The organism is Cellulomonas sp. NTE-D12 (assembly GCF_027923705.1).
In the GTDB taxonomy this organism is placed as follows: domain Bacteria; phylum Actinomycetota; class Actinomycetes; order Actinomycetales; family Cellulomonadaceae; genus Cellulomonas.
Genome location: NZ_AP026442.1, coordinates 1232399 through 1251679, shown reverse-complemented (window position 1 = coordinate 1251679; position 19281 = coordinate 1232399). Strand labels below are relative to the sequence as shown.

General features: G+C 71.8%; 23 protein-coding genes. 12 read left to right on the top strand and 11 right to left on the bottom strand.

Annotated features, from left to right (window positions below; genetic code table 11):
• Window positions 1–3 precede the first annotated feature (3 nt).
• Window positions 4–972 (bottom strand): DMT family transporter, encoded by a 969-nt coding sequence (locus QMF98_RS05740; RefSeq protein ID WP_337975068.1) that lies wholly within the window; start codon window positions 970–972, stop codon window positions 4–6.
• Between the two features lie 77 nt (window positions 973–1049).
• Window positions 1050–1934 carry an oxygenase MpaB family protein gene (locus tag QMF98_RS05735; protein WP_337975067.1) on the bottom strand — a complete coding sequence of 295 codons (885 nt, stop codon included), beginning with the start codon at window positions 1932–1934 and terminating at the stop codon, window positions 1050–1052.
• Window positions 1935–2197: 263 nt separating this feature from the next.
• Here QMF98_RS05735 and QMF98_RS05730 point away from each other — a divergent pair, with 263 nt between their 5' ends.
• Together QMF98_RS05730 and QMF98_RS05725 are read left to right on the top strand one after the other, a co-directional pair.
• Window positions 2198–2509: a YciI family protein gene (locus QMF98_RS05730; protein ID WP_490715664.1), complete on the top strand. Its 312-nt coding sequence runs from the start codon at window positions 2198–2200 to the stop codon at window positions 2507–2509.
• Window positions 2506–3750, top strand: coding sequence for an RNA polymerase sigma factor (locus tag QMF98_RS05725; protein ID WP_337975065.1), 1245 nt, complete (start codon window positions 2506–2508; stop codon window positions 3748–3750). The genes QMF98_RS05730 and QMF98_RS05725 overlap by 4 nt, the downstream gene beginning before the upstream one ends.
• A gap of 6 nt (window positions 3751–3756) precedes the next feature.
• Here QMF98_RS05725 and QMF98_RS05720 read toward each other — a convergent pair whose 3' ends face one another.
• From QMF98_RS05720 to QMF98_RS05705, 4 genes are all read right to left on the bottom strand, one after another.
• Complete coding sequence (locus tag QMF98_RS05720) at window positions 3757–4188, bottom strand: succinate dehydrogenase/fumarate reductase transmembrane subunit (RefSeq protein WP_337975064.1); 432 nt, start codon at window positions 4186–4188, stop codon at window positions 3757–3759.
• 3 nt (window positions 4189–4191) lie between these two features.
• On the bottom strand, window positions 4192–4596 hold the full coding sequence (locus tag QMF98_RS05715) for a succinate dehydrogenase/fumarate reductase transmembrane subunit (protein WP_337975063.1): 405 nt from the start codon (window positions 4594–4596) through the stop codon (window positions 4192–4194).
• On the bottom strand, window positions 4593–6725 hold the full coding sequence (locus tag QMF98_RS05710) for an FAD-dependent oxidoreductase (protein WP_337975062.1): 2133 nt from the start codon (window positions 6723–6725) through the stop codon (window positions 4593–4595). The genes QMF98_RS05715 and QMF98_RS05710 overlap by 4 nt, the downstream gene beginning before the upstream one ends.
• 250 nt (window positions 6726–6975) lie before the next feature.
• The gene (locus QMF98_RS05705; protein WP_337975061.1) at window positions 6976–8001 is read right to left on the bottom strand and encodes an aldo/keto reductase; all 1026 of its coding nucleotides are present in this window, start codon (window positions 7999–8001) and stop codon (window positions 6976–6978) included.
• A 129-nt stretch (window positions 8002–8130) separates the two neighbouring features.
• On the opposite strand from QMF98_RS05705, the gene QMF98_RS05700 reads away from it, so the two are divergent.
• Window positions 8131–8694 carry a TetR/AcrR family transcriptional regulator gene (locus QMF98_RS05700; protein WP_337975060.1) on the top strand — a complete coding sequence of 188 codons (564 nt, stop codon included), beginning with the start codon at window positions 8131–8133 and terminating at the stop codon, window positions 8692–8694.
• A gap of 62 nt (window positions 8695–8756) precedes the next feature.
• Here the strand turns inward: QMF98_RS05700 and QMF98_RS05695 are convergent, their stop codons facing one another.
• On the bottom strand, window positions 8757–9308 hold the full coding sequence (locus tag QMF98_RS05695; RefSeq protein WP_337975059.1) for a VanZ family protein: 552 nt from the start codon (window positions 9306–9308) through the stop codon (window positions 8757–8759).
• 121 nt (window positions 9309–9429) lie between these two features.
• Here QMF98_RS05695 and QMF98_RS05690 point away from each other — a divergent pair, with 121 nt between their 5' ends.
• The 3 genes from QMF98_RS05690 to QMF98_RS05680 all read left to right on the top strand — a co-directional run bounded on the left by QMF98_RS05690 (window position 9430) and on the right by QMF98_RS05680 (window position 11906).
• Window positions 9430–10005: a pyridoxamine 5'-phosphate oxidase family protein gene (locus QMF98_RS05690; RefSeq protein ID WP_337975058.1), complete on the top strand. Its 576-nt coding sequence runs from the start codon at window positions 9430–9432 to the stop codon at window positions 10003–10005.
• 1047 nt (window positions 10006–11052) lie between these two features.
• On the top strand, window positions 11053–11616 hold the full coding sequence (locus QMF98_RS05685; RefSeq protein WP_337975057.1) for a hypothetical protein: 564 nt from the start codon (window positions 11053–11055) through the stop codon (window positions 11614–11616).
• A gap of 2 nt (window positions 11617–11618) precedes the next feature.
• Window positions 11619–11906 (top strand): helix-turn-helix domain-containing protein, encoded by a 288-nt coding sequence (locus QMF98_RS05680; RefSeq protein WP_337975056.1) that lies wholly within the window; start codon window positions 11619–11621, stop codon window positions 11904–11906.
• Between the two features lie 323 nt (window positions 11907–12229).
• Here QMF98_RS05680 and QMF98_RS05675 read toward each other — a convergent pair whose 3' ends face one another.
• Complete coding sequence (locus QMF98_RS05675; RefSeq protein WP_337975055.1) at window positions 12230–12538, bottom strand: YciI family protein; 309 nt, start codon at window positions 12536–12538, stop codon at window positions 12230–12232.
• A gap of 307 nt (window positions 12539–12845) precedes the next feature.
• Here QMF98_RS05675 and QMF98_RS05670 point away from each other — a divergent pair, with 307 nt between their 5' ends.
• The 3 genes from QMF98_RS05670 to QMF98_RS05660 all read left to right on the top strand — a co-directional run bounded on the left by QMF98_RS05670 (window position 12846) and on the right by QMF98_RS05660 (window position 14642).
• Window positions 12846–13052: a hypothetical protein gene (locus QMF98_RS05670; protein WP_337975054.1), complete on the top strand. Its 207-nt coding sequence runs from the start codon at window positions 12846–12848 to the stop codon at window positions 13050–13052.
• Window positions 13053–13206: 154 nt separating this feature from the next.
• Window positions 13207–13590: a large conductance mechanosensitive channel protein MscL gene (gene mscL, locus QMF98_RS05665; protein ID WP_337975053.1), complete on the top strand. Its 384-nt coding sequence runs from the start codon at window positions 13207–13209 to the stop codon at window positions 13588–13590.
• Between the two features lie 257 nt (window positions 13591–13847).
• Complete coding sequence (locus tag QMF98_RS05660; protein WP_337975052.1) at window positions 13848–14642, top strand: SDR family oxidoreductase; 795 nt, start codon at window positions 13848–13850, stop codon at window positions 14640–14642.
• Between the two features lie 267 nt (window positions 14643–14909).
• Here the strand turns inward: QMF98_RS05660 and QMF98_RS05655 are convergent, their stop codons facing one another.
• Complete coding sequence (locus tag QMF98_RS05655; RefSeq protein ID WP_337975051.1) at window positions 14910–15284, bottom strand: hypothetical protein; 375 nt, start codon at window positions 15282–15284, stop codon at window positions 14910–14912.
• Window positions 15281–15781, bottom strand: a complete 501-nt coding sequence (locus QMF98_RS05650) for a hypothetical protein (RefSeq protein WP_348773397.1) — start codon at window positions 15779–15781, stop codon at window positions 15281–15283. Before QMF98_RS05650 ends, QMF98_RS05655 begins: the two co-directional genes overlap by 4 nt.
• A gap of 145 nt (window positions 15782–15926) precedes the next feature.
• Between QMF98_RS05650 and QMF98_RS05645 the strand changes: the two genes are divergently transcribed.
• From QMF98_RS05645 to istB, 3 genes are all read left to right on the top strand, one after another.
• The gene (locus tag QMF98_RS05645; protein WP_337975050.1) at window positions 15927–16121 is read left to right on the top strand and encodes a hypothetical protein; all 195 of its coding nucleotides are present in this window, start codon (window positions 15927–15929) and stop codon (window positions 16119–16121) included.
• 232 nt (window positions 16122–16353) lie between these two features.
• A complete protein-coding gene (gene istA / locus QMF98_RS05640) occupies window positions 16354–17580 on the top strand; it encodes an IS21 family transposase (protein WP_337973838.1) in 1227 nt (408 codons plus the stop codon).
• On the top strand, window positions 17580–18365 hold the full coding sequence (gene istB / locus QMF98_RS05635; RefSeq protein ID WP_337973839.1) for an IS21-like element helper ATPase IstB: 786 nt from the start codon (window positions 17580–17582) through the stop codon (window positions 18363–18365). The genes istA and istB overlap by 1 nt, the downstream gene beginning before the upstream one ends.
• Window positions 18366–18566: 201 nt before the next feature.
• On the opposite strand, the gene QMF98_RS05630 is transcribed toward istB, so the two are convergent.
• Window positions 18567–19145 (bottom strand): hypothetical protein, encoded by a 579-nt coding sequence (locus QMF98_RS05630; RefSeq protein ID WP_337975049.1) that lies wholly within the window; start codon window positions 19143–19145, stop codon window positions 18567–18569.
• Between the last annotated feature and the right edge of the window lie 136 nt (window positions 19146–19281).

Here is a 19281-nt window from a genome sequence, read left to right as displayed (position 1 = left end):
CGGCTAACCGGCAGCCGGACGGCGGTGCAGGGCGCGCTGCGGGAGCACCACCAGCACCGTCGCCGCCGTGATCATGGCAACGGCCAGGTACGTCCACCCGCGAGCGCCCACGCCCCAGATCAGGTCGACGCCCACCGCCGCGACCATCTGACCGGCGAGCACGCCCAGCGTGAGGGCGAACGTGCCCAGGTGCCGGATGGACCATGCGGCCAGCACCGTGATGGCGGCGCCCAGCGGACCACCGAGGTACAGGTACCACTGGCCCGGACGGCTCGGCACCGCGACCCCGTGCAGCCCACCGGCTGCCGCGACCACGGCGACCAGCACGCTGACACCCACCGTGCCGCCCGCCGACGAGGTGAGCGCCGGCAGCACGGCGTCGCGCGTCAGCAGGTTCACCCGTCCGTTGCCCGCCTGCTGACCGGCGAGCACCGCACCGGAGACGAACATCAGCGCGCCGAGCACCATCACGCGGCCGAGGTCCGACGACGGCGCCGAGCCGACGGCGACGACGAGGCCCGCCACCGCGACCACCGCGGCGACCAGCCGCCGTCCGGTGAGGCGCAGGGCTGCGGGGATGCCGACGCCGCGGGCGTCCAGCACCAGCCCGGCGACGGTCTGGCCGGCCACCGAGCACACGGACGCGATCGCCACGCCGACCACCGGGATGCCCACCGCGAACATCACGACGATCGGCACCCCGCACAACCCGACGGCGTACCACCACCAGCGCGCCTGGTGACGCAGGATCCGCACCGTCGGCCCGGCCCGTCCCTGGACCACGATCACCAGGACCACGGTGACCAGCGTGCCGACGTAGGACAGCCAGGCGGACAGCAGCGCCCCGGCACCGGCCGTGGCCAGGTCGCCGTTCAGCCGCCCCTGCGTGGCGACGAAGGCACCGGCCAGCGCGGCCAGCAGCACGGCGGGGACGACGAGCGCCCGGCCCGTCGTCGTCCTGGTCGCCGTCACGCTCGGGACCCTACCGGCGCGGCGCCGTCGGGCACCGGACCGCCGGCCGCAGCGGCTACCGCACCGCTACGGCACCCCTACCGCGCGGCGTCGACCGCCTCGGGAGCCCGCCCCGGCTCCGCCGAGTCCAACGCCCACCGGATGGTCGCCGTGACGGCCCGGCCTCCGGCGCGGCGCAGCGGGTCCAGCACCGGTGCGGCGTGCACGCCGAGCTCCCGCCGCGCCCAGGGCGGCAGCAGCGCCAGCGCGCCGGACGTGATCAGCGCGTAGCCCGGACGCGCGGCGCGCGGCAGCGGCGGGGTGTGCAGCAGGAACGTGGCGACATCACGAGCGGCCGAGGTGGCGGCGAGCTCGCCGCGGAAGTCGGCGAGCTGCGCGCGCAGGCCGGCGTACGTCACGGGCGGGTCGACGACGCCCAGCGCCCGCGCCACCACCGCGGTCTGCGCGACGTACTCGTCGCAGCCGGCCCGGTCGAGCGGCCGCCGGCCGAGGTGCTGGTGGGCCAGCAGGAAGCTCTCCGCCTCGCCGAGGTGCACCCAGGACAGCAGGTGCGGGTCGCCGGCGGCGTAGGGCGTGCCGTCGGGCATGGCGCCGACCACGCGCTTGTGCACCGCCTTGACGATCGCGATCGCGCGCTCCGCGGCGGCGCTGGTGCCGAACGTCGTCGCAGCGATGAAGGTCGCGGTGTTCTGCAGCCGTCCCCACGGGTCCTGGCGATAGCCGGAGTGGTCCGCGACCGCCGTCATCACCAGCGGGTGCAGCGACTGCAGCAGCAGGGCGCCGACGCCACCGACGAACATCGAGGCGTCCCCGTGCACCCGGCCGATGGGGCTGTCCGGATCGAACCACCGCGGGCCCGGCGTCAGGTGGATGCGGTCACGCGCCTCGTCCGGCTCCGGTCCGGCGACGCGCGTGAGCAGGGCGTGCGCCAGGGCGGCTCGCGGGTTCACGACGGGGCTCACCCCCTGATGGTCACACGCGCGCGCCGGCACGTCGCAGCCGTCGAGACGCTCGGGCCGGGGCCGCCGTCGACGCCCGGCACGAGGCCTTGAAATTCGCCGCACCCGCGGTGTCGGATCGGGGCGCACCCGTTCGTAGCAGGGGTGAGAGGCGGCCCACCGCCGCACCGAGCACCGAAGGAGACGACGAGATGCCCAAGTACCTGCTGTCCGTCTACGGTCCCGCCGAGCGCAACCAGTTCGGCGACTACCCCGACAAGGAGTCGATGCTCCAGGCGTTCGCGGACACCGGAGCGTTCAACGACAAGCTGGTCGCCGACGGCTACTTCGTGTTCGCCGACGGCCTGGAGCAGGCGACGACGGCGACGGTCGTCGACGGCCGCGGCGAGCACCCGGTGATCACCGACGGGCCGTACCTGGAGGCCAAGGAGCACCTCGGCGGGTTCTGGATCATCGAGGCGCCGGACCTCGACGTGGCGCTGCGCCTCGCGGCGGAGGGCTCCAAGGCGTGCCGCGGCAAGGTGGAGGTGCGGCCGTTCCAGACGGAGGAGTCGTTCAAGGCGCTGCTCGAGCCGTGACGCGGCTCGAACCCGTCGAGGAGGCGATCACCCGGGCCCACCGTGAGGAGTGGGCCCGGGTGGTCGCCACCCTCACCCGACGCCTCGGCGACCTGGGTGCCGCCGAGGACGCCGCCGCCGATGCGTTCGCGACCGCCGTCGAGCGCTGGCCGCGCGACGGTGTCCCGCCCAACCCCGGCGGCTGGCTGACCACCACAGCGACCCGCAAGGCGATCGACCGCCTACGTCGGGAGCTGCGCCGTGACGAGAAGCACCAGGAGGCCGCGTTGCTGCACGACGACGACCCTCCGCAGGACCGCGGCGCCGTGGAGGACGACCGGCTGCGCCTGGTGTTCACGTGCTGCCACCCGGCGCTGTCGCCGGAGGCGCGGGTCGCGCTGACGCTGCGGATGGTCGGTGGCCTGACGATGCCGCAGATCGCGCGGGCGTTCCTGGTCCCCGAGGCGACCATGGGTCAGCGGCTGACCAGGGCGAAGGCGAAGATCCGGGCCGCGCACGTGCCGTACCGGGTGCCGACGGCGCAGGACCTGCCAGCACGGCTGGACGCGGTGCTGACGGTGCTGTTCCTCGTCTTCAACGAGGGCTACCTCGCCACCGGGGGCGACACCGAGCCCGTCCGCGCCGACCTGACCGCCGAGGCGATCCGGCTGACCCGCCTGGTGCGCGAGCTGCTGCCGGACGACACCGGCGAGGTGACCGGGCTGCTCGCGCTGATGCTGCTGACCGAGGCGCGCCGGCCGGCCCGCGTGTCGTCGACCGGTGAGCTGGTGACGCTCGGCGAGCAGGACCGCAGCCGCTGGGACACCGAGCTGGTCGACGAGGGGCACCACCTGGTGCGGGAACGCCTCGCGGCCGTGGCCGCCGGTGGTCCGCCGCCCGGCCGCTATCAGCTGCTGGCGGCGATCAACGCCGTGCACACGGCGGCCCGCGATGCGCGGGACACCGACTGGTCGCAGGTGGTGACGCTGTACGACCGGCTGCTGCGCGTCGACCCGTCACCGCTGGTGGCGCTCGACCGCGCGATCGCCGTCGCGGAGCTGGACGGCCCCGAGGTCGCGCTCGCCCTGGTCGACCGGCTGCCGCTGGCCGGCCACCACGCGTTCCACGTGACGCGCGCGGAGCTGCTGCGCCGGCTGGGCCGGCGTGCCGAGGCGCTGGAGGCCTACGACCGCGCCCTGGCCCTCACCGCAAACACCGCCGAGACGGCCTACCTGACCCGCCGGAGCAGCCAGCTCGACTGAGCCGGCTCAGCCGGCCGCCAGCACCGCGATCATCCAGAACCCGTAGGCGAGCGTCACCGCGCCGAGCGCGCTGAGCCCGACGGTGACCCGCCGCCGGGCGCGCGCACCCAGGCCGAGGTCGAAGAGGATCGAGCGGACGCCGAGCAGGGCGTGCCACGTCACCGTGAGCATGAACGCCGACTCGATCACCACGATCACCGGGTTGCCCAGGTAGGCGAGCACCGACGCCCGGTCCCGCAGGCCGCCCGGCGCGGAGACGACGAAGTGCTGGGCTACCAGGTGCACGACGACGAGCACCAGCAGCGCGGCGCCGGTGACCACCTGCAGGATCCAGCCCCAGCCGCCGCCCCGGCGACCCGGCTCCACATCGGTAAGGGATCGGTCGACGGTCTGCGCGGGGACAGAGGGCCGGGCACGACGACGCAGCTCGATGCTCATCGCTCACTCCCTCGCCAGCAGCAGCACCGCGGCGGCTGCGGTCACCAGCACGGTGACCACGAGCACGCCGACGAGCAGGGCGCGCTGCCGCCGCACGGCCACGCCGGTCCCGACCAGCGCCACCCGCACGCCGTTCGCGGCGTGCCACACCACCGCGGCGAACAGCACCACGTCGACCGCCACGAACGCCCGCGTACCGGCGATCGCCAGGAACGAGTCCCAGCTGGCCGAGCCACGCAGCAGCATCGACAGCACCACCAGGTGCAGGTACAGGTACCCGACCAGGATCAGCGCGGACACCCGGTTCGCCACGAAGGCCCACGTCGGGGTGCCGGCACCGGGGTGCGTCATCCACCCCCGCAGGCCCCGGCGTCCCGTGCCGCGCGTCGTGCCCGGTTCGCTCGTCATCGCGCCGCCGTCCTCTCCTCGTCGGCCGGCCGGTCCGCACTGCGGTGCCCGTCGGACCGCCACCTCAGGTGCTCCCGCGTGAGGGCGCCGCGCAGCGCCATGATCCCGGCCGCCGGGTCCGCCCCCGTGGGGCAGACCTCGCTGCACGCGAAGCTGAGGTGGCACCGCCAGCAGCCGTCGTGGTCGTCCACCCACGTGAGCACCGACCGCACGTCCTGACCGCGCGGCTCGGCGACCACCCGCGCGGCCGCGCCGAGCACCGCGGGGCCGAGATACGCCTGGTCGGTCCCGGTGATCGGGCAGGCAGAGACGCACAGCCCGCACTCGACGCAGTCCTCCAGCCGCACCGACGCCGGGCCCGTCCCGGACGTGTGGACCTTCGCCCTGCGCCCGCGGCCCGTCGGTTGGACCTGCCGCACCAGCGGACGCCCCGACCGCTCGAGCCCGTCGTACAGCCGGGTCATGTCGACCACCAGGTCGCTGAGCACCGGCGCGTTGGCCATCGGCTCGACCGCCACCGGGCCCGCCGGCAGGTCCGCCAGCGCGGTGACGCAGGCGAGCACCTCCGCCCCGTTGACCCGCACGCCGCAGGTGCCGCACGACGAGTGGCAGCAGGAGTGCCGCACGGTCAGCGACGCGTCGCCGTGCCACCTGATGCTGCGCAGCGCGTCGAGCACAGTGGTGCGCGGCTCGACGGGGACGACGTACTCGAGCTGAGCCGGGGCCGGCCAGCCGGGCTTCCAGCGGGAGACGCGCAGCACGCGGCTCGACGTGGCCGTCGTGCCGCTCGTGCTGGTCGTGGCCGTGCCGCCGGTCGTGGCGGTCCGGCTCGTCGTGGCGGTGCGGGCCACCGCTCCAGGCGTGGCCGTGCGCGTCGCCGCGGCACCGGAGCGCCGGGGGCCGGTCGCCGCGGGCGCCTCTTGCGTCGTCGAGCGCATCGACTCGTGCGACGTGTAGTACGCGGTGTGCGGCAGCAGCACCTGCTCGCGGGTACGGCACGGCGCCTCGACGCCCAGCCGCCGGCAGACGACGTCGGCCGTCGCCTCCGCCATCGCCCGCAGCGTGGTCGCCTTGCCGCCGGAGATGGTGACGAACCCCTCGACGCCGTCCCGCTCCGCGTGGTCGAAGCACTTGAACGTGCGGGAGAGCTCCCGTCCGGTCGTGCTGCCGCCGTCACCGATCAGCGGCCGCACCGCGGACCAGGCCGCCCGGATCTCGGCGTGCGCCACCGCCGGCACCAGCCTCGAACCCTCCCTGACCATCGTGCGGATGTGGTCCTCGGGGAGGTGCAGCTCGTCCGGGTCGTCCACCACCCACGAGCTGGTGCCGATCACGCTCAGGCCGCGCTGCGGGAGCACGATGTCGCCGTCGCCGGACCGGTGCAGGCGGTTCACCACCATGTCGCACCACCGGCCGCGGACGGCGACCAGGACGCCGGGCGAGCACCGGATCGGGACGTCGACACCGGCCATCTCGGCGATGCGCTGTGCCCAGGGCCCAGCGGCGTTCACCACCACGTCGGCGGCCAGCAGCCCCTCCTCGCCCGTCACGTCGTCGCGGTACGCGACACCGGTGACGGCGCCGTCCTGCCGCCGCAGCCCGACCACCTCGGTGAAGGTCCTGATCACGGCGCCGTTCGACTGTGCCGTCGCGAAGAAGCGCAGCGGCAGCCGCATCGCGTCCATCGTGCCGTCCGGTACCTGCACGGCGGCCCTGACCTCCGGGCCCAGGCCGGGCTCGCGACGCAGCGCCTCGGTCCTGTCGAGCACCTCCGCCGGGATGTCGCAGGCACGGCACGCCTCGACGAACCCCGGCAGGTACGCGAGGTCCTCGTCGGTCAGCGCGACGAACAGGCCGTCGTTCTCCTCGAAAGACCCGGGTGCGATCCGCCGGAGGATCCGGTTCTCGGCGATGCACTCGACGGCGGACGTCGCGTCCGCCACCGCGTACCGGGCACCGCTGTGCAGCAACCCGTGGTGCCGGCCGGTCGTCCCGGACGTCACCTCTCCGCGCTCGAGCACCGTGACGCGCAGCCCGCGCAGCGCCAGGTCGTGCGCGACGGCACCGCCGGTCCCACCACCACCCACCACGACGACGTGCGGCATGGCTGACCGGGCAGCTGTGGGCACTGTCTCCACCTCCTCGACGAGGCGCGCAGCACGTCCACGCTATTGCCGGGCGCTGTCGGAGCGGCAGGGCCCATCGTCCTTCCTGCACGAACGTGCAGGATGATCGGACGTTCTCTCGGCTACCTGGTTCATCAGGGCGGAGATGGGCCGCGGAGTCGCTCGTCGGCGCCCCGCAACGGTCTGCGTCGGCCACGCGTCCGCCGGGACGGGCCGCCCCTGTGCGGAGGCCTTGAGCCCCCGAGGCCCGCGCCTACGCCGCCGATCGGCCCTGAGGACCACGCCGGCGCAGGGAGCTGTCTCCCACCTCCGGCCCGCGGTAGACCATGTCCATCGTCCCGACGCTCTCCCCCGGCGGCACGATCGCGTCGATGCGGTCGAGGATCTCGTCGCTCAGGGCGACGTCGACCCCGGCGAGGGTGTCCTCGAGCTGCTCCATGGTGCGCGGACCGGCGATGGCGGACGTCACACCCGGGTGCGCGATGACGAACGCCATCGCGAGATGCGTGAGCTTGATCCCCGTCTCCTCGGAGAGCGCGACCAGCTGCTCGACGGCGGCCAGCCGACGCTCGTCGCGGAAGTGCCGCATCCCGGTGCGCGTCGAGCGGAAGCTGTCGTTCTCCTGGCCGGCCCGGTACCGGCCCGTCAGCATGCCGCCGGCGAGCGGGCTGTAGACCAGCGTGCCCATGCCGTAGCGCTGGGTGACCGGCAGGATCTCCCGCTCGATCTCGCGGTCGAGGATCGAGTAGTTGGGCTGCTCGGTGCGGAACCGCTCGAAGCCGCGTCGTTCCGAGGTCCACTGCGCCTCGACGATCTCCGAGCCGCGCATCGACGAGGACCCGATGGCGCGCACCTTGCCCTGCCGCACCAGGTCGGTGAGGGCCGAGAGCGTCTCGTCGATGTCCGTGTCCGGGTCGGGGCGGTGCAGCTGGTACAGGTCGATGTGGTCGGTCTGGAGTCGGCGCAGCGAGCGCTCGACGGCCTGCAGGATCCAGCGGCGGGAGGCGCCGCGGTGGTTCAGGTCGTCGTCGACGGGGCCCCAGAACTTGGTCGCGAGCACCACGTCGTCGCGTCGGCCCTTGAGCGCCTCCCCCACCACCTCCTCGGAGTCGCCGTAGCGGTCGGCGGTGTCCACGAAGTTGATCCCGGCGTCGAGCGCGCGGTGGACGATGCGGATCGCCTCGGCGCGGTCGGGGTTGCCGAGCGATCCGAGCATCATCGCGCCGAGCGCGTAGGGGCTGACCTTGATGCCGGTGCGGCCGAGCGTGCGGTACTGCATCGTGACTCCCTGCTGACGCCTCTGCGGACGCCGTACGATGACCTGGAAGCGGGACAGCGTCCCGCTACTGGACTATACGGAACGCTGTCCCGTTTATCAACGGGTCCATCGACGACGACGGAGACACGGATGCCCCGAGCGGACGCCCGACGCAACCTCGACGCCCTGCTGGAGGCGGCGAAGCAGGAGTTCACCACCCACGGCGTCGACGTGCCGGTGCGCGCCATCGCCGCTCGTGCCGGGGTCGGCACCGCCACGCTGTACCGCCACTTCCCGCTGCGCTCGGACCTGATCGCCGCGGTCTTCCGGCGGGAGATCGACGACGTCACGGCGATGGCCGCCCGGCTGGGCGAGCAGCACGAGCCCGGCGAGGCGCTCGAGCTCTGGGCCCGGCGCTACACGCGGTTCGTCGCCACCAAGCACGGCCTCGGCGCGGCGCTGCACTCCGGCGACCCCGCGTACAGCCGCCTGCGTGAGTACTTCGAGTCGAATGCCGCGCCGGCCCTGCAGCGCCTGCTGAACAGCGCGGCCGAGGCGGGGGTGATCCGCGACGACGTCGACCCGCTGGAGCTGATCAGCGCGATCGCGAACCTGTCGCTGCCGGCACCGGGTGGAGGCACCGAGCGAGCCGACCGGATGGTCGGGCTGCTGCTGGACGGTCTGCGCTACGGGGCCCGGGCCACCTCCGGCTAGGCGGGCGTCGGTGCGGTGGCCCGGTGGAACCCGGACGAGCCGGGAGCCTGCGGTGCCCGGACTCACAGTCGCATCCTGATCACGAACAACAGGACGAGGAGCACCGGCAGCGCGAGCAGCGACAACGCCGCGACGACTGCTCGCAGTCGCTCTTGGTCCGGCAGAACTCTTCGGAGCAGGACCACCAGCGCGATGCCGACGAGCCCCCCGAGGCCGTTGAGCATGACGTCGTCGATGTCCGACGCCCCGAGGGCGAACACCCCCTGAAGGAGCTCCACCGCACCGCTCGCCGAGGCGACGACGACCATGGCCCTTGCCACCGTCCACCTGGTCAGCACGGACACGTACGCACCGAGCAGGACGAACAGAAGGACGTTGCCGCGGACGTTGCCCAACGCGAACCTGCGGACGCCCGACGACCCGTCCGTCAGGTAGTGGGAGATGGTCGCGAACGGGACGAGGTTGACCGACCGTTCCGAAACAGGCGGCCGAGAGAAGAGCAGAAGCCTCAGCGCGAACACGGCATAGAGCGCGAGCACCGCGTAGACGACGACGGTCCCTGCTTGCTGGACGCTCGTGAAGGTCGGTCGGTGGGACCGGGCCGGTCTCGCCACGCGCCGTCCATCCACGTCACCCGTCCCCCGCGATGGAGGCTGTCCGCGGACTGGAGCCCGCATCCCGCGTGGGCTGCCGACGCGTCAACCTACGGTGGTCGGACCGACGCAGGGAGGGTTCATGGGCAACGTCCACGACCGCATCGACGAGCGCCTGCGCGCGTTCATCGCACACCAGCACGTGTTCTTCGTCGCGACGGCGCCGACTGGACAGGACGGACGAGTGAACCTGTCGCCGAAGGGGATCGACGGGTCGTTCGTGGTGCTCGACGACCACACGGTCGCATGGGTCGACCTGACGGCGAGCGGTGCCGAGACCATCGCGCACCTGCGTGACAACGGCCGGATCACGGTCATGTTCTGCGCCTTCGACGGACCGCCCAACATCGTCCGGCTGCACGGCCACGGCCGGTTCGTGACCCTCTACGACGACGGGTTCGCGGAGCTGGTCAGCCGGTTCCCCGAGACGCGCGGGGCTCGCGCCGTCGTGGTCGTCGACGTCGAACGGGTCTCCGACTCGTGCGGCTACGGCGTACCGCTCATGGACTACGTCGGCGAGCGGCACCTGCTGCCCGAGTACATGGAGCGGAAGGGCGCCGAGGGCCAGGCGGCCTACCGGCGGCAGAAGAACCGGACGAGCATCGACGGACTGCCTGCCTTCGACATGGATCCGGAACCGTCGCCTACGCCGCTCTGACGGTTCCGAGGAACGGGACGAGTCGCAGCGGGCCGACGGTTGGATCCGCGTCGGCAGCCCGCGAGCACCGTCGAAGTGAACTCGGAATCGGGCGAGAGCTACGGCACACCCGCGCAGAAGTCCTCTTCCGTTACCTCATACGCGAACGCAGCACCGGAGCGCGAGCTTCCGAGCGACAGTCGCGATGGCCGGAAGGCGCCACGGCGATCGGCTGCAACCACCCGATCCCTCCGGACAGCACGACGACGGCCGCTCCCCGAAGGGACCGACCGCCGTCGTGGCAGAACATTCGTGGAGGTGGCGGGAATCGAAGTGTCCGGATGGTGAGACGCGATCGGCCGACCTGCGGTGATGTCGCATCCGACAGGGCTCAGATGGTCGGGTCGTGGACACCTCGTTGACAAGGCGTTGACAAGCGGGACGCCGCATAGGGCCAGCGGAGCAATTCGACGCATTCATCTCCGCCTCTGCTGACGCCTCCGGTGGCGGCCGCATCGACGGCCCCAGAGAACTTGCCCGCCGGACAGCGGTCGCATCCGGCGCAGGGCGCTCGGCACGCGGTCAGCTCGAGCCGACCCGGTGCGTGTTGCGCGGATTCTGCACACGTCACGTTTGAGGGACCACCGTCGGCTCCGCCCTGACACCGCGGGATCCGACGGGTGCTGACGGTCCGACCTACGAGGTCGGACCCCACTCGCCCGGCAGTGACTCGGCGCGATGGGTCGGCGACAACAGCGGTTGCCGCCGGGTGCCAGAGGTGTCCAGACGGTTGACGGAGTGGCAGGGAAACGGAGGTTGTCGGGGGGTGGCTCGGGCGATGGGGACGGCGGTCGGGCACGAGGTGGTGGGACGGGCTTGAGGTCGGCGGTCGGGGTCGGGGTAGGAGGGCGTGGCAGGGGTGATGGTGGAACGGGACTCGTCGGAACGCGTCGCCTTCCGAAGTCGCAGCCGCCTTCCCGTTGGTCGGACGAGCGCACCCGAGGGCAAGGCGTCGCGTCTTTCGTGCCCCACCGCACTCCCGCTTGTAGAGGAAGAAGGGACGTGGTCATGAGCAACTCCAGTCGCCGACGCGCGCAGGCGGCTGCGCTGCGTCGGTCGGACGGTGACGTGGTCCGCGGCCACCCGGCGCCCGGCCAGTGGCCGGCGGGCGCATCGTTCGGACTCGGAGAGGACTACCGCCCGGTGCTCGCCGCCCCTCGGGTCGCCACAGCACGGCCCTCCGACGCGAGGCAGCCGGCCCGGCCCGACGATGCACGGAACTCGTGGGAGACCTCGCAGCGCATCGAACGCGCGCAGGCTCTCCGGACGGCGTTGGAGCGGCTGCAGCAGCTCGCCGTCGCGCGGGACGAGACGCGTGCCCTCGTCATGGGCCACGAGAGCCAGATCCGGTCGGCCGTCGACCACCTGCGTCTGGACGGAGCGACCTGGGGCCAGATCGGCCAAGCGCTGGGAATCACCAGGCAGGGTGCGCGGCAGCGGTTCCACGTCGCCGCGCGAACCGCCCACAGGGCGCAGCCGGCCCGCCCCCGATCCACGAGTTCCCGCGAGGACGCCACACCGTCCGACAGGTCAGTGACACCACTGAACCGAAGAAGCGTCGAGGAGGAATGACGATGGAGAGGCTGGAGACCCTGAGTCCCGAACAGGTCGCCGAGGCGATCGGGGCGTCGTCGTGGTGGGTGCGTGAGCAGGCGCGTCGCGGGCGCATCCCGCACCTACGCCTGGGCCGCGGGCGCATCAGGTTCCTCCCGGAGCACGTCGACGCCCTCGTCCGGCGCGCCACGGTCCTGGAGCACGAGGTGGAACCGGAGCCCGTTGACCTGACTGCGCTCCGGGCGACGGAGCGCTCGGTGCGAGCGCACCTCAGGCCGCGACGCGCCGAGGGCCAGCCGTTGTTCTGACGCCCAGACGGGTCTCAGGGGGTCCTTCCAATCCGGACGACGGCTCGCCAACGTTGATTGCCCAGGCTCTCCGCGTGGGCGCCGGCACATCAACGGGGGTCTGAACACAGAGCTTCGCCGATCGGACGATCACGCTCCTCTTGCCGTGACCGAGTTCTGGGTGGTTGCTCGAGGTGGCGAAGTCGACAGTGCTGTGCGACTGCTCGAGCTCGACGGCCGGCGCTCGGGTCCCCGATTGACGCGCTCGAGCACCAGATCGAGGCGTCGGCCGACGAGAGCCGCGCCCGGCACCGTGCCCCGCAGGTGCCGGGCGCGGTGCCCGCTCACATCGCGAAGGGGGTGACCTCGTACACGTCGACCGTGCCGCCCATGGCGGTGTGCGGGTGCCCGGCGAGGAGGGCCAGTGCGGCGTCGTGGCTGTCGGCCTCCACGATCGAGTAGCCACCGACCGTCGGGTCCGCGCCCGGGCTGACCGGCGCCGTCGGGTCGCCGAAGTCGACCATGGCCGACCCGACGCGGTCCCGCCAGCCCAGCCAGGCGGCCGTCATCTCCTGCATCTGCTCCGGTGTCGGCTGCGGCATCGACGCCATCGCCGCCGGGTCCGCCCGGTAGATGAGCAAGTAGTGCGACATGGATCTCTCCCTCGCTGGTGCGCGGCCCCGTTGCCTGCTCTCGCAGTATGGATCCGGGCACCCGTCGAGCGGGAGCCCTGGAGCAGAGGCGACCCTGCCCGAGACCGCCATGACGCGGGGCCGAACCAGCTCCACGGAACCCGACGTCGTCGGCCGGGCCTCCCGCTGGACCGCAGTCGAGCCGGGTCCAGCCGAACTCGAGTCCTCGAGATGGCGTTATGCCCGCCGCGCGGGACGCGCCGGCTCGTGGTACTGGTTAGCCATTGCGGGCCGACGTGGCGCGCACGAGCGGTTGGGGAGCGATTCCATGGGCGACATCGCAGGCAAGGTAGACAAGGCATTCGAGTCCGTCTCCATCAGCGAGCTTGCAGCTTCACCGGTCGACGCGCTCCAGGGTGTCAGCGCCGGCGACGCCGAGCACCTCGCCGCCGCGTTCGGCATCAAGACGATCCGCGACCTCGGTACCAACAAGTACTTCCTGTGGGCCCAGGCCATCGCGAAGCTCGCCGAGTAGGCCCGTCGCTCGTGGTGTGGCGCCCCAGCCCCCGGGGCGCCACACCACGTCACGCCCGACCGGTCCCCAGCCCGCCAGTACGTCACCCGTCGACCTGCGCGGATTGACGGCTCCACGGACTCTCCTTCTCACCCGCCAGGAAAGAGGCAAAGCCATGAAGGGCTTCAAGGACTTCATCATGCGGGGCAACCTCGTTGAGCTGGCCGTCGCGTTCATCATCGGTGCCGCGTTCGGTGCGGTCGTCACGGCGTTCACCAAGGTGATCATCGAGCTGCTCGCCAAGGCGGGCGGGGCGCCGAACTTCGATGCATGGAAGCCGGGTGGCCTGGTGTCGGTCGGCCCGTTCCTGACGGCTCTCGTGGCGTTCCTGATCCTCGCGTTCGTCGTCTACTTCTTCATCGTCAAGCCCTACGAGGCGGCGAAGCGCCGCTTCTCGCGCAGCGTCGAGGTCGACGCGGCGCCGGACGAGAACACGGTGCTGCTGCGCGAGATCCGCGACGCCCTGGTCCGGAACGACGAAGGCTCCCCGCGGCACTAGGGCTTCCACCGCGCCGCCGACGCGGCGAGGCACCATGTGAACCCGACGCACCCGACCGGTCGGGTACTGAGCGGCTCCGCATCGCTCCCTCCTCTTGCGCGGGGCGCCGTACATCAGCGACTCGCGGCGAAGACTCCGAGCGGTCCCTCGCCGGTCGCAGGTGACAGCGACCGGCGAGGACGGGGCGTAGTGCCTAGTTGAAGCCGACGACAGAGGGACGCGTCAGAGCCCTGATCCTCGAATCGAACGGACGCACCATGAGTGACACGCACCTCCCCGTCGCCGTCATCACGGGCGCATCGTCCGGCATCGGCGCCGCCACCGCTCGCGCCCTCGCCGCGGAGGGATACCGCGTCGCGCTGCTCGCCCGCCGGGTCGACCGAATCACCGCGTTGGCCGACGAGATCGGCAACGGGTCGATCGCGATCGAGGCCGACGTCACCGACCGTGACAGCCTCGTCTCCGCCGCCGACCGCATCCGGACCGAGCTGGGCCGCGTCGACGTCCTCGTCAACAACGCCGGCACGATGCTGCTCGGCCCGTTCGGCTCCGACCAGCGCGAGGACTACCGCAACATGGTCGAGGTGAACCTCCTCGGCGCGATCACCGCCACCGAGGTGTTCCTCGACCAGCTCAAGGCCGACGGCGGTGGCGACCTCGTCAACATCTCGTCCGTCGCCGGCCGCACCGCCCGCGCCGGCAACGGCGTCTACGCCGCCACCAAATGGGGCATCAACGGTTGGTCCGAGTCGCTGCGGCAGGAGCTGCTGCCCGACGTCCGCGTCACGTTGATCGAGCCCGGCGCCGTGGCCACCGAGCTGCCGAACCACATCACGCACGCCGCCACCAAGCAGGGCGTCACACAGGCCTACAGCCAGGTCGAGGTCACCGCAGAGGACATCGCGGAGGTCATCGAGTTCGTCGTCAGCCGCCCCAAGCGACTCGCGATCCACGAAGTACTGCTCCGCCCCGCAGGCCAGCAGCTCGAGCAATGCTCTGGCCGCAGCGCTAGGCCGCCTGGACGGAATTCGGGGCGGAGTCGCACCGGGTGAATGAACCTCCTGCCGCACGCCCGTCCATGCGGTGGTCGACGGTCCCGCTCCTGGCGCGTGGCGACCCGCCCAGAGTGAAGCTGCTAGCTCTCCCTCGAGACCGTCGGCTGGCGCGGATGTCGGCCGCAGCGCCAGTTCGAGCACTCGCGCAGGCTCGCCGCCGAACCTGAGAGCACCGGTGTGAGCGGCTCGCCGTTCTTCGAGATGCCGTGGCGATCACGGCCGCCAGCGAACCCGAGCGGGGACCGGACGAGCGGGCGCACGAGATCACCGGACGGGAGTCCTGACGGCAAGAGGAATGCGGCACTCCTCTGGCACTTCTCGGCAACCTGCGTTGTCGCCGACTCCGAGCGGGCGATCCAGCTGGGCGTGCGCGGATCGGTAGACGGCGATGTGACCACCACGGCTGGTTGCTCGCAGTCCCTGGTTCTCCAGAACGGCAACGAGCGCCTTGCGGCTGGCGTCGTAGCCGATCGCGTACGCACCTTCGGGGTCGTTCTCGACCACCGCACGAGCACTGACCAGGTGCTTGCGCGCCTGGCCCAGCAGGTTGTCGGCGTGCTCGCGGCTGGCCGGCACACGCTGGGGCTCACCGGACGAGAGCATCGCGTCGATCTCGGCGCGACCCTGGTTCCACCTCATGCCGCTCCCCCGGCAGCGAGCTCCAACTCGACGATCGGCCGGGTGCGAACCGACGCGAGGAACGCATCATTCGCGGGAGGAGCCGCCCCGCTGCCCGAACCGACCCGATGGATCGCCACCTCCCGGCCGAGGCGCCGCCCCGCTCCCCGGGCAACCTCATCGAGGACATCGAGATCTGCGGCGCCGACGACGAGCACGTCGACGTCACCGGGAACCGGGCCCGCCTCGCCCTTGTACCGGGCGGCCCACGACCCGTAGATGTAGGCCGCTTCGACGCCAGGAACGCCGGACAGGGCGTCGGTGAGCACGGGAACGGCACCGTAGGTCACCGCTAGCAGGTCCGTCAGGGGACGCGTCAGCGGCGTCTCGGGACCGCGCCGCACCAGGCGGAGGTTGCCGGCTCGGCGGTCCGCGAGCAGACCCGCCTCCACGAGGCGCGCGACCTCGTGCGCGGCCGCCTTGACGCTGACCCCCGCACGCCGGGCGAGCTCGGTCACGCTGAACTCCGCCTCAGGCGAGAGGTAGGTCGCCGCGAGGACGTCACCCTACACCTGCGAGCGCAGCAGAGGCAGCGACACCGGTGGGGCAGTTCGCATAAGAGTTCTTCTTTCGTTACCTCTTACGCGACTACGAGATCCCGCCGTGGGCCTCGGCGTCGGCCTCCCGCTCACCGAGGGCCATTGCTCGTCGGAGCAGCTCCCCGAGCGCGCGAAGGCTCATGCCTCGCTCGCGAGCCTCGTACGACTCGGGGAGTTCCACGACGACCACAGCGTTCGCCGCTTCGGCGACGTGCGGGCGCACCTCAGGCGGCGCGCCGAAGGTGAGTCGCTGTTCTGACCGAGGTCCGGGCTGTGACGACGTCCCTTCGGTGGGAACCGTCCTTGTCGCCCTGAGACCGGCCCCACGCCAGCGGGCGCGGAACTACTCTCCCAGATAGGTGAGCTTCCCCTTCTACGAAGGAGCGGAGATGTACGGCTTCACCGCCATGATCATCGGTGTCGGCGACGCCTGAAGACTGATCAGGGATCGTCGGCTGAAATCTGACCAGGCTGCCGTGATCCTGCGGAGGGTGATCGGTGTGGAGGACTGGGCTGAGGTCCGTCGGCTGCGTCGGGTCGAGGGGATGGCGCTCTCGGCGATCGCGCGCGAGCTCGGCATCGCGAGGAACACGGTCAAGAAGGCGTTGGCCAGTGATCGGCCGCCGAAGTACGAGCGAGCTGCGAAGGGGTCGTTGGTCGACCAGGTCGAACCGGTCATCCGCGGGTTGTTGGCTTCGTGCCCGACGATGCCGGCCACGGTGATCGCGCAGCGGATCGGCTGGGCGCACTCGTTGACGATCTTGAAGGACCGAGTTCGGGTGCTGCGCCCGTACTATCTGCCGTCGGATCCGGCGACCCGGACCAGCTACGAGGCCGGGGCGCGGGTGCAGTGCGACTTGTGGTTCCCGCCGGTCGACGTGCCGCTGGGTGCCGGGCAGGTCGGGTCCCCGCCGGTGCTGGTGATGGTCGCGGGCTACTCGCGGATGATGTTCGCCACGATGCTGCCCTCCCGGCAGGCGCCGGACCTGATCGCCGGTCACTGGTTGCTGCTGTCGGGCATGGGTGTGGTCCCGCGCGAGCTGGTCTGGGACAACGAGGCCGCGGTCGGGTCCTGGCGCGCGGGCAAGCCGAAGCTCACCGAGGACTTCGAGGCGTTCCGCGGGGTCCTGGGCATCGGGGTGCACCAGTGCCGGCCGCGGGACCCGGAGGCCAAGGGGCTGGTCGAACGCGCGAACGGCTACCTGGAGTCGTCGTTCCTGCCGGGGCGCACGTTCACCGATCCGGGCGACTTCAACGCCCAGCTCAGCGAGTGGTTGCCTCTTGCGAACCGTCGCTCGCATCGGGCGTTGGGCTGCAAGCCCGTCGAGCGGTGGGCCGCGGACCGCGACGCGATGCTCGCCCTGCCGCCGGTCGCTCCGCAGCTGGGCTGGCGGGCGCGGGTCCGGTTGCCGCGCGATCACTACGTGCGCCTGGGCTCCAACGACTACTCGGTCGACCCGGTCGCGGTCGGCAGGTTCGTCGACGTGGTCGCCGACCTCGAGCGAGTCACCGTCAGCCTGGGAGCCAAGACCGTCGCGTCCCACGAGCGGTGCTGGGCGCGCTGGCAGACGATCACCGACCCCGCCCACCGGGCCGCAGCGCTGGCGATGGCGTCGGCTGCGGCGCACCGGCCGACGATCCCAGACCCGGCCGATGAGGTCGAGCAACGCGACCTGGGCGCCTATGACGCCGCGTTCGGTCTGACGGACGTGGCCTGATGACCACCAAGACCCCGACCAGGGACGTGACCAGCGAGCTCGCGTTCCTGACCCGAGCGCTGAAGGCCCCGACCCTGCGGGACGCAGTCGACCGGCTCGCCGAGCGGGCCCGCGCCGAGTCCTGGACCCACGAAGAGTTCCTGGCCGCCTGCCTGCAACGCGAGGTCGCCGCCCGCGAGGCCCACGGCGGGGAAGGACGCATCCGCGCCGCGAGGTTTCCGGCCCGCAAGTCCCTGGAGGACTTCGACTTCGACCACGCCCGCGGCCTGGCCCGCGACCAGATCGCCCACCTGGGCACCCTGGACTTCGTCACGGCCCGGGAGAACGTGGTGTTCCTCGGCCCGCCCGGCACCGGCAAGACCCACCTGGCCACCGGCCTGGCCGTCCGGGCCTGCCAGGCCGGCCACCGCGTCCAGTTCGCCACCGCCTCCGAATGGGTCGACCGGCTCGCCACCGCTCACCACGACGGGCGCCTGCAAGACGAGCTACGCCGGCTGGGTCGCTACCCCCTGATCGTGATCGACGAGGTCGGCTACATCCCCTTCGAGCCCGAGGCCGCGAACCTGTTCTTCCAACTCGTCTCAGCCCGCTACGAACGGGCCTCCCTGATCGTCACCTCCAACAAGCCGTTCGGCCGCTGGGGCGAGGTCTTCGGCGACGACACCGTCGCCGCAGCGATGATCGACCGCCTCGTCCACCACGCCGACGTCATCGCCCTCAAAGGCGACTCCTACCGCCTCAAGAACCGCGACCTCGGCCGCCCACCCGCGGCCACCACGGACTGAACGACAACCAGGCAGGGTGGTCAAGATTCAGCCGACGACCCCTGGTCAGGATTCAGCCGTCGTTGACAATCGGATCACTCGTCGTTTTGGGTGGTCTCGTCGCGGCGCTCGTCTACTTCGTCGTCAGCAGCAGGCGTAGCTCGAAGTAGCGCGGTGGCATCGGTCCTTGGCGACGCGCCCGCGGCTGGTTTGCCTCGACGGTCAGTCGACGAGGATCCGAAGCGTGTCCCGCCCTCGCTGCTGCAGGAAGTTGGGAAGCAGCAGCCAGGCATCCTGCAGCGGGTCGGCGAGTGCCTCGCGCAGCACGCGCAGCCGCTTGCGGTCCGACCCCTGGAGGCGCGCCAGCTCCGTCCGGTGATCGGTGATGAGCGCGGCCAGCAATGCTGCGTCACGGAGATGGCGCTCGCGGTCGCGTCGGTCAACGGCGTAGGCGGCCGCCTTGAGCACCAGCGCCCCCAACAGGTCGGGGACGGTGAGAGCGACAGTGGCATCACCGTCGAGCACGGTGATGCGCTGCGTGCGCGCCAGTGCCTGCGCGCCGCCATCGGTGGCCATCGCAGTGCGACCGGCGAGGCGTGGGTGCTTGTGCTTGGGCAGGTGGTCGGCAACGAGGAGGTCGATGACGTCGCGACCGCGGCGAAGTCGGTGAGCAGGCGCGCCGTCCCACCCGGGTTTGTCGATCTCGAAGCCCAGACCCCGAAGCGTCTCCGCGATCGACGCAACCGTGACACCGCCGGCCATCACATCGACGAGAGCATCGACATCGTCGGTCGGCCGCACCGCGTCGACCCCTGCTGCGCGCGCGCAACTACACCACGAGGCCGCCGACGAGGACCCACAATCCGACTGGCAAGGTCGCCGCCACCTCGACCACGAGAGGCCACTGCCGAGCCCAGCCGCCGGGCGGCGCGGTGAT

Excerpts from the sequence above, each read along its gene's own strand:
- QMF98_RS05680 (WP_337975056.1), top strand. The coding sequence starts at position 11,619 with ATGGAGAGGCTGGAGACCCTGAGTCCCGAACAGGTCGCCGAGGCGATC.
- QMF98_RS05675 (WP_337975055.1), bottom strand. The coding sequence starts at position 12,538 with ATGTCGCACTACTTGCTCATCTACCGGGCGGACCCGGCGGCGATGGCG.
- QMF98_RS05660 (WP_337975052.1), top strand. The coding sequence starts at position 13,848 with ATGAGTGACACGCACCTCCCCGTCGCCGTCATCACGGGCGCATCGTCC.
- QMF98_RS05685 (WP_337975057.1), top strand. The coding sequence starts at position 11,053 with ATGAGCAACTCCAGTCGCCGACGCGCGCAGGCGGCTGCGCTGCGTCGG.
- QMF98_RS05700 (WP_337975060.1), top strand. The coding sequence starts at position 8,131 with ATGCCCCGAGCGGACGCCCGACGCAACCTCGACGCCCTGCTGGAGGCG.
- QMF98_RS05730 (WP_490715664.1), top strand. The coding sequence starts at position 2,198 with ATGCTCCAGGCGTTCGCGGACACCGGAGCGTTCAACGACAAGCTGGTC.
- QMF98_RS05715 (WP_337975063.1), bottom strand. The coding sequence starts at position 4,596 with ATGACGAGCGAACCGGGCACGACGCGCGGCACGGGACGCCGGGGCCTG.
- QMF98_RS05705 (WP_337975061.1), bottom strand. The coding sequence starts at position 8,001 with ATGCAGTACCGCACGCTCGGCCGCACCGGCATCAAGGTCAGCCCCTAC.
- QMF98_RS05655 (WP_337975051.1), bottom strand. The coding sequence starts at position 15,284 with ATGAGGTGGAACCAGGGTCGCGCCGAGATCGACGCGATGCTCTCGTCC.
- mscL (WP_337975053.1), top strand. The coding sequence starts at position 13,207 with ATGAAGGGCTTCAAGGACTTCATCATGCGGGGCAACCTCGTTGAGCTG.
- QMF98_RS05670 (WP_337975054.1), top strand. The coding sequence starts at position 12,846 with ATGGGCGACATCGCAGGCAAGGTAGACAAGGCATTCGAGTCCGTCTCC.
- istB (WP_337973839.1), top strand. The coding sequence starts at position 17,580 with ATGACCACCAAGACCCCGACCAGGGACGTGACCAGCGAGCTCGCGTTC.
- QMF98_RS05690 (WP_337975058.1), top strand. The coding sequence starts at position 9,430 with ATGGGCAACGTCCACGACCGCATCGACGAGCGCCTGCGCGCGTTCATC.
- QMF98_RS05720 (WP_337975064.1), bottom strand. The coding sequence starts at position 4,188 with ATGAGCATCGAGCTGCGTCGTCGTGCCCGGCCCTCTGTCCCCGCGCAG.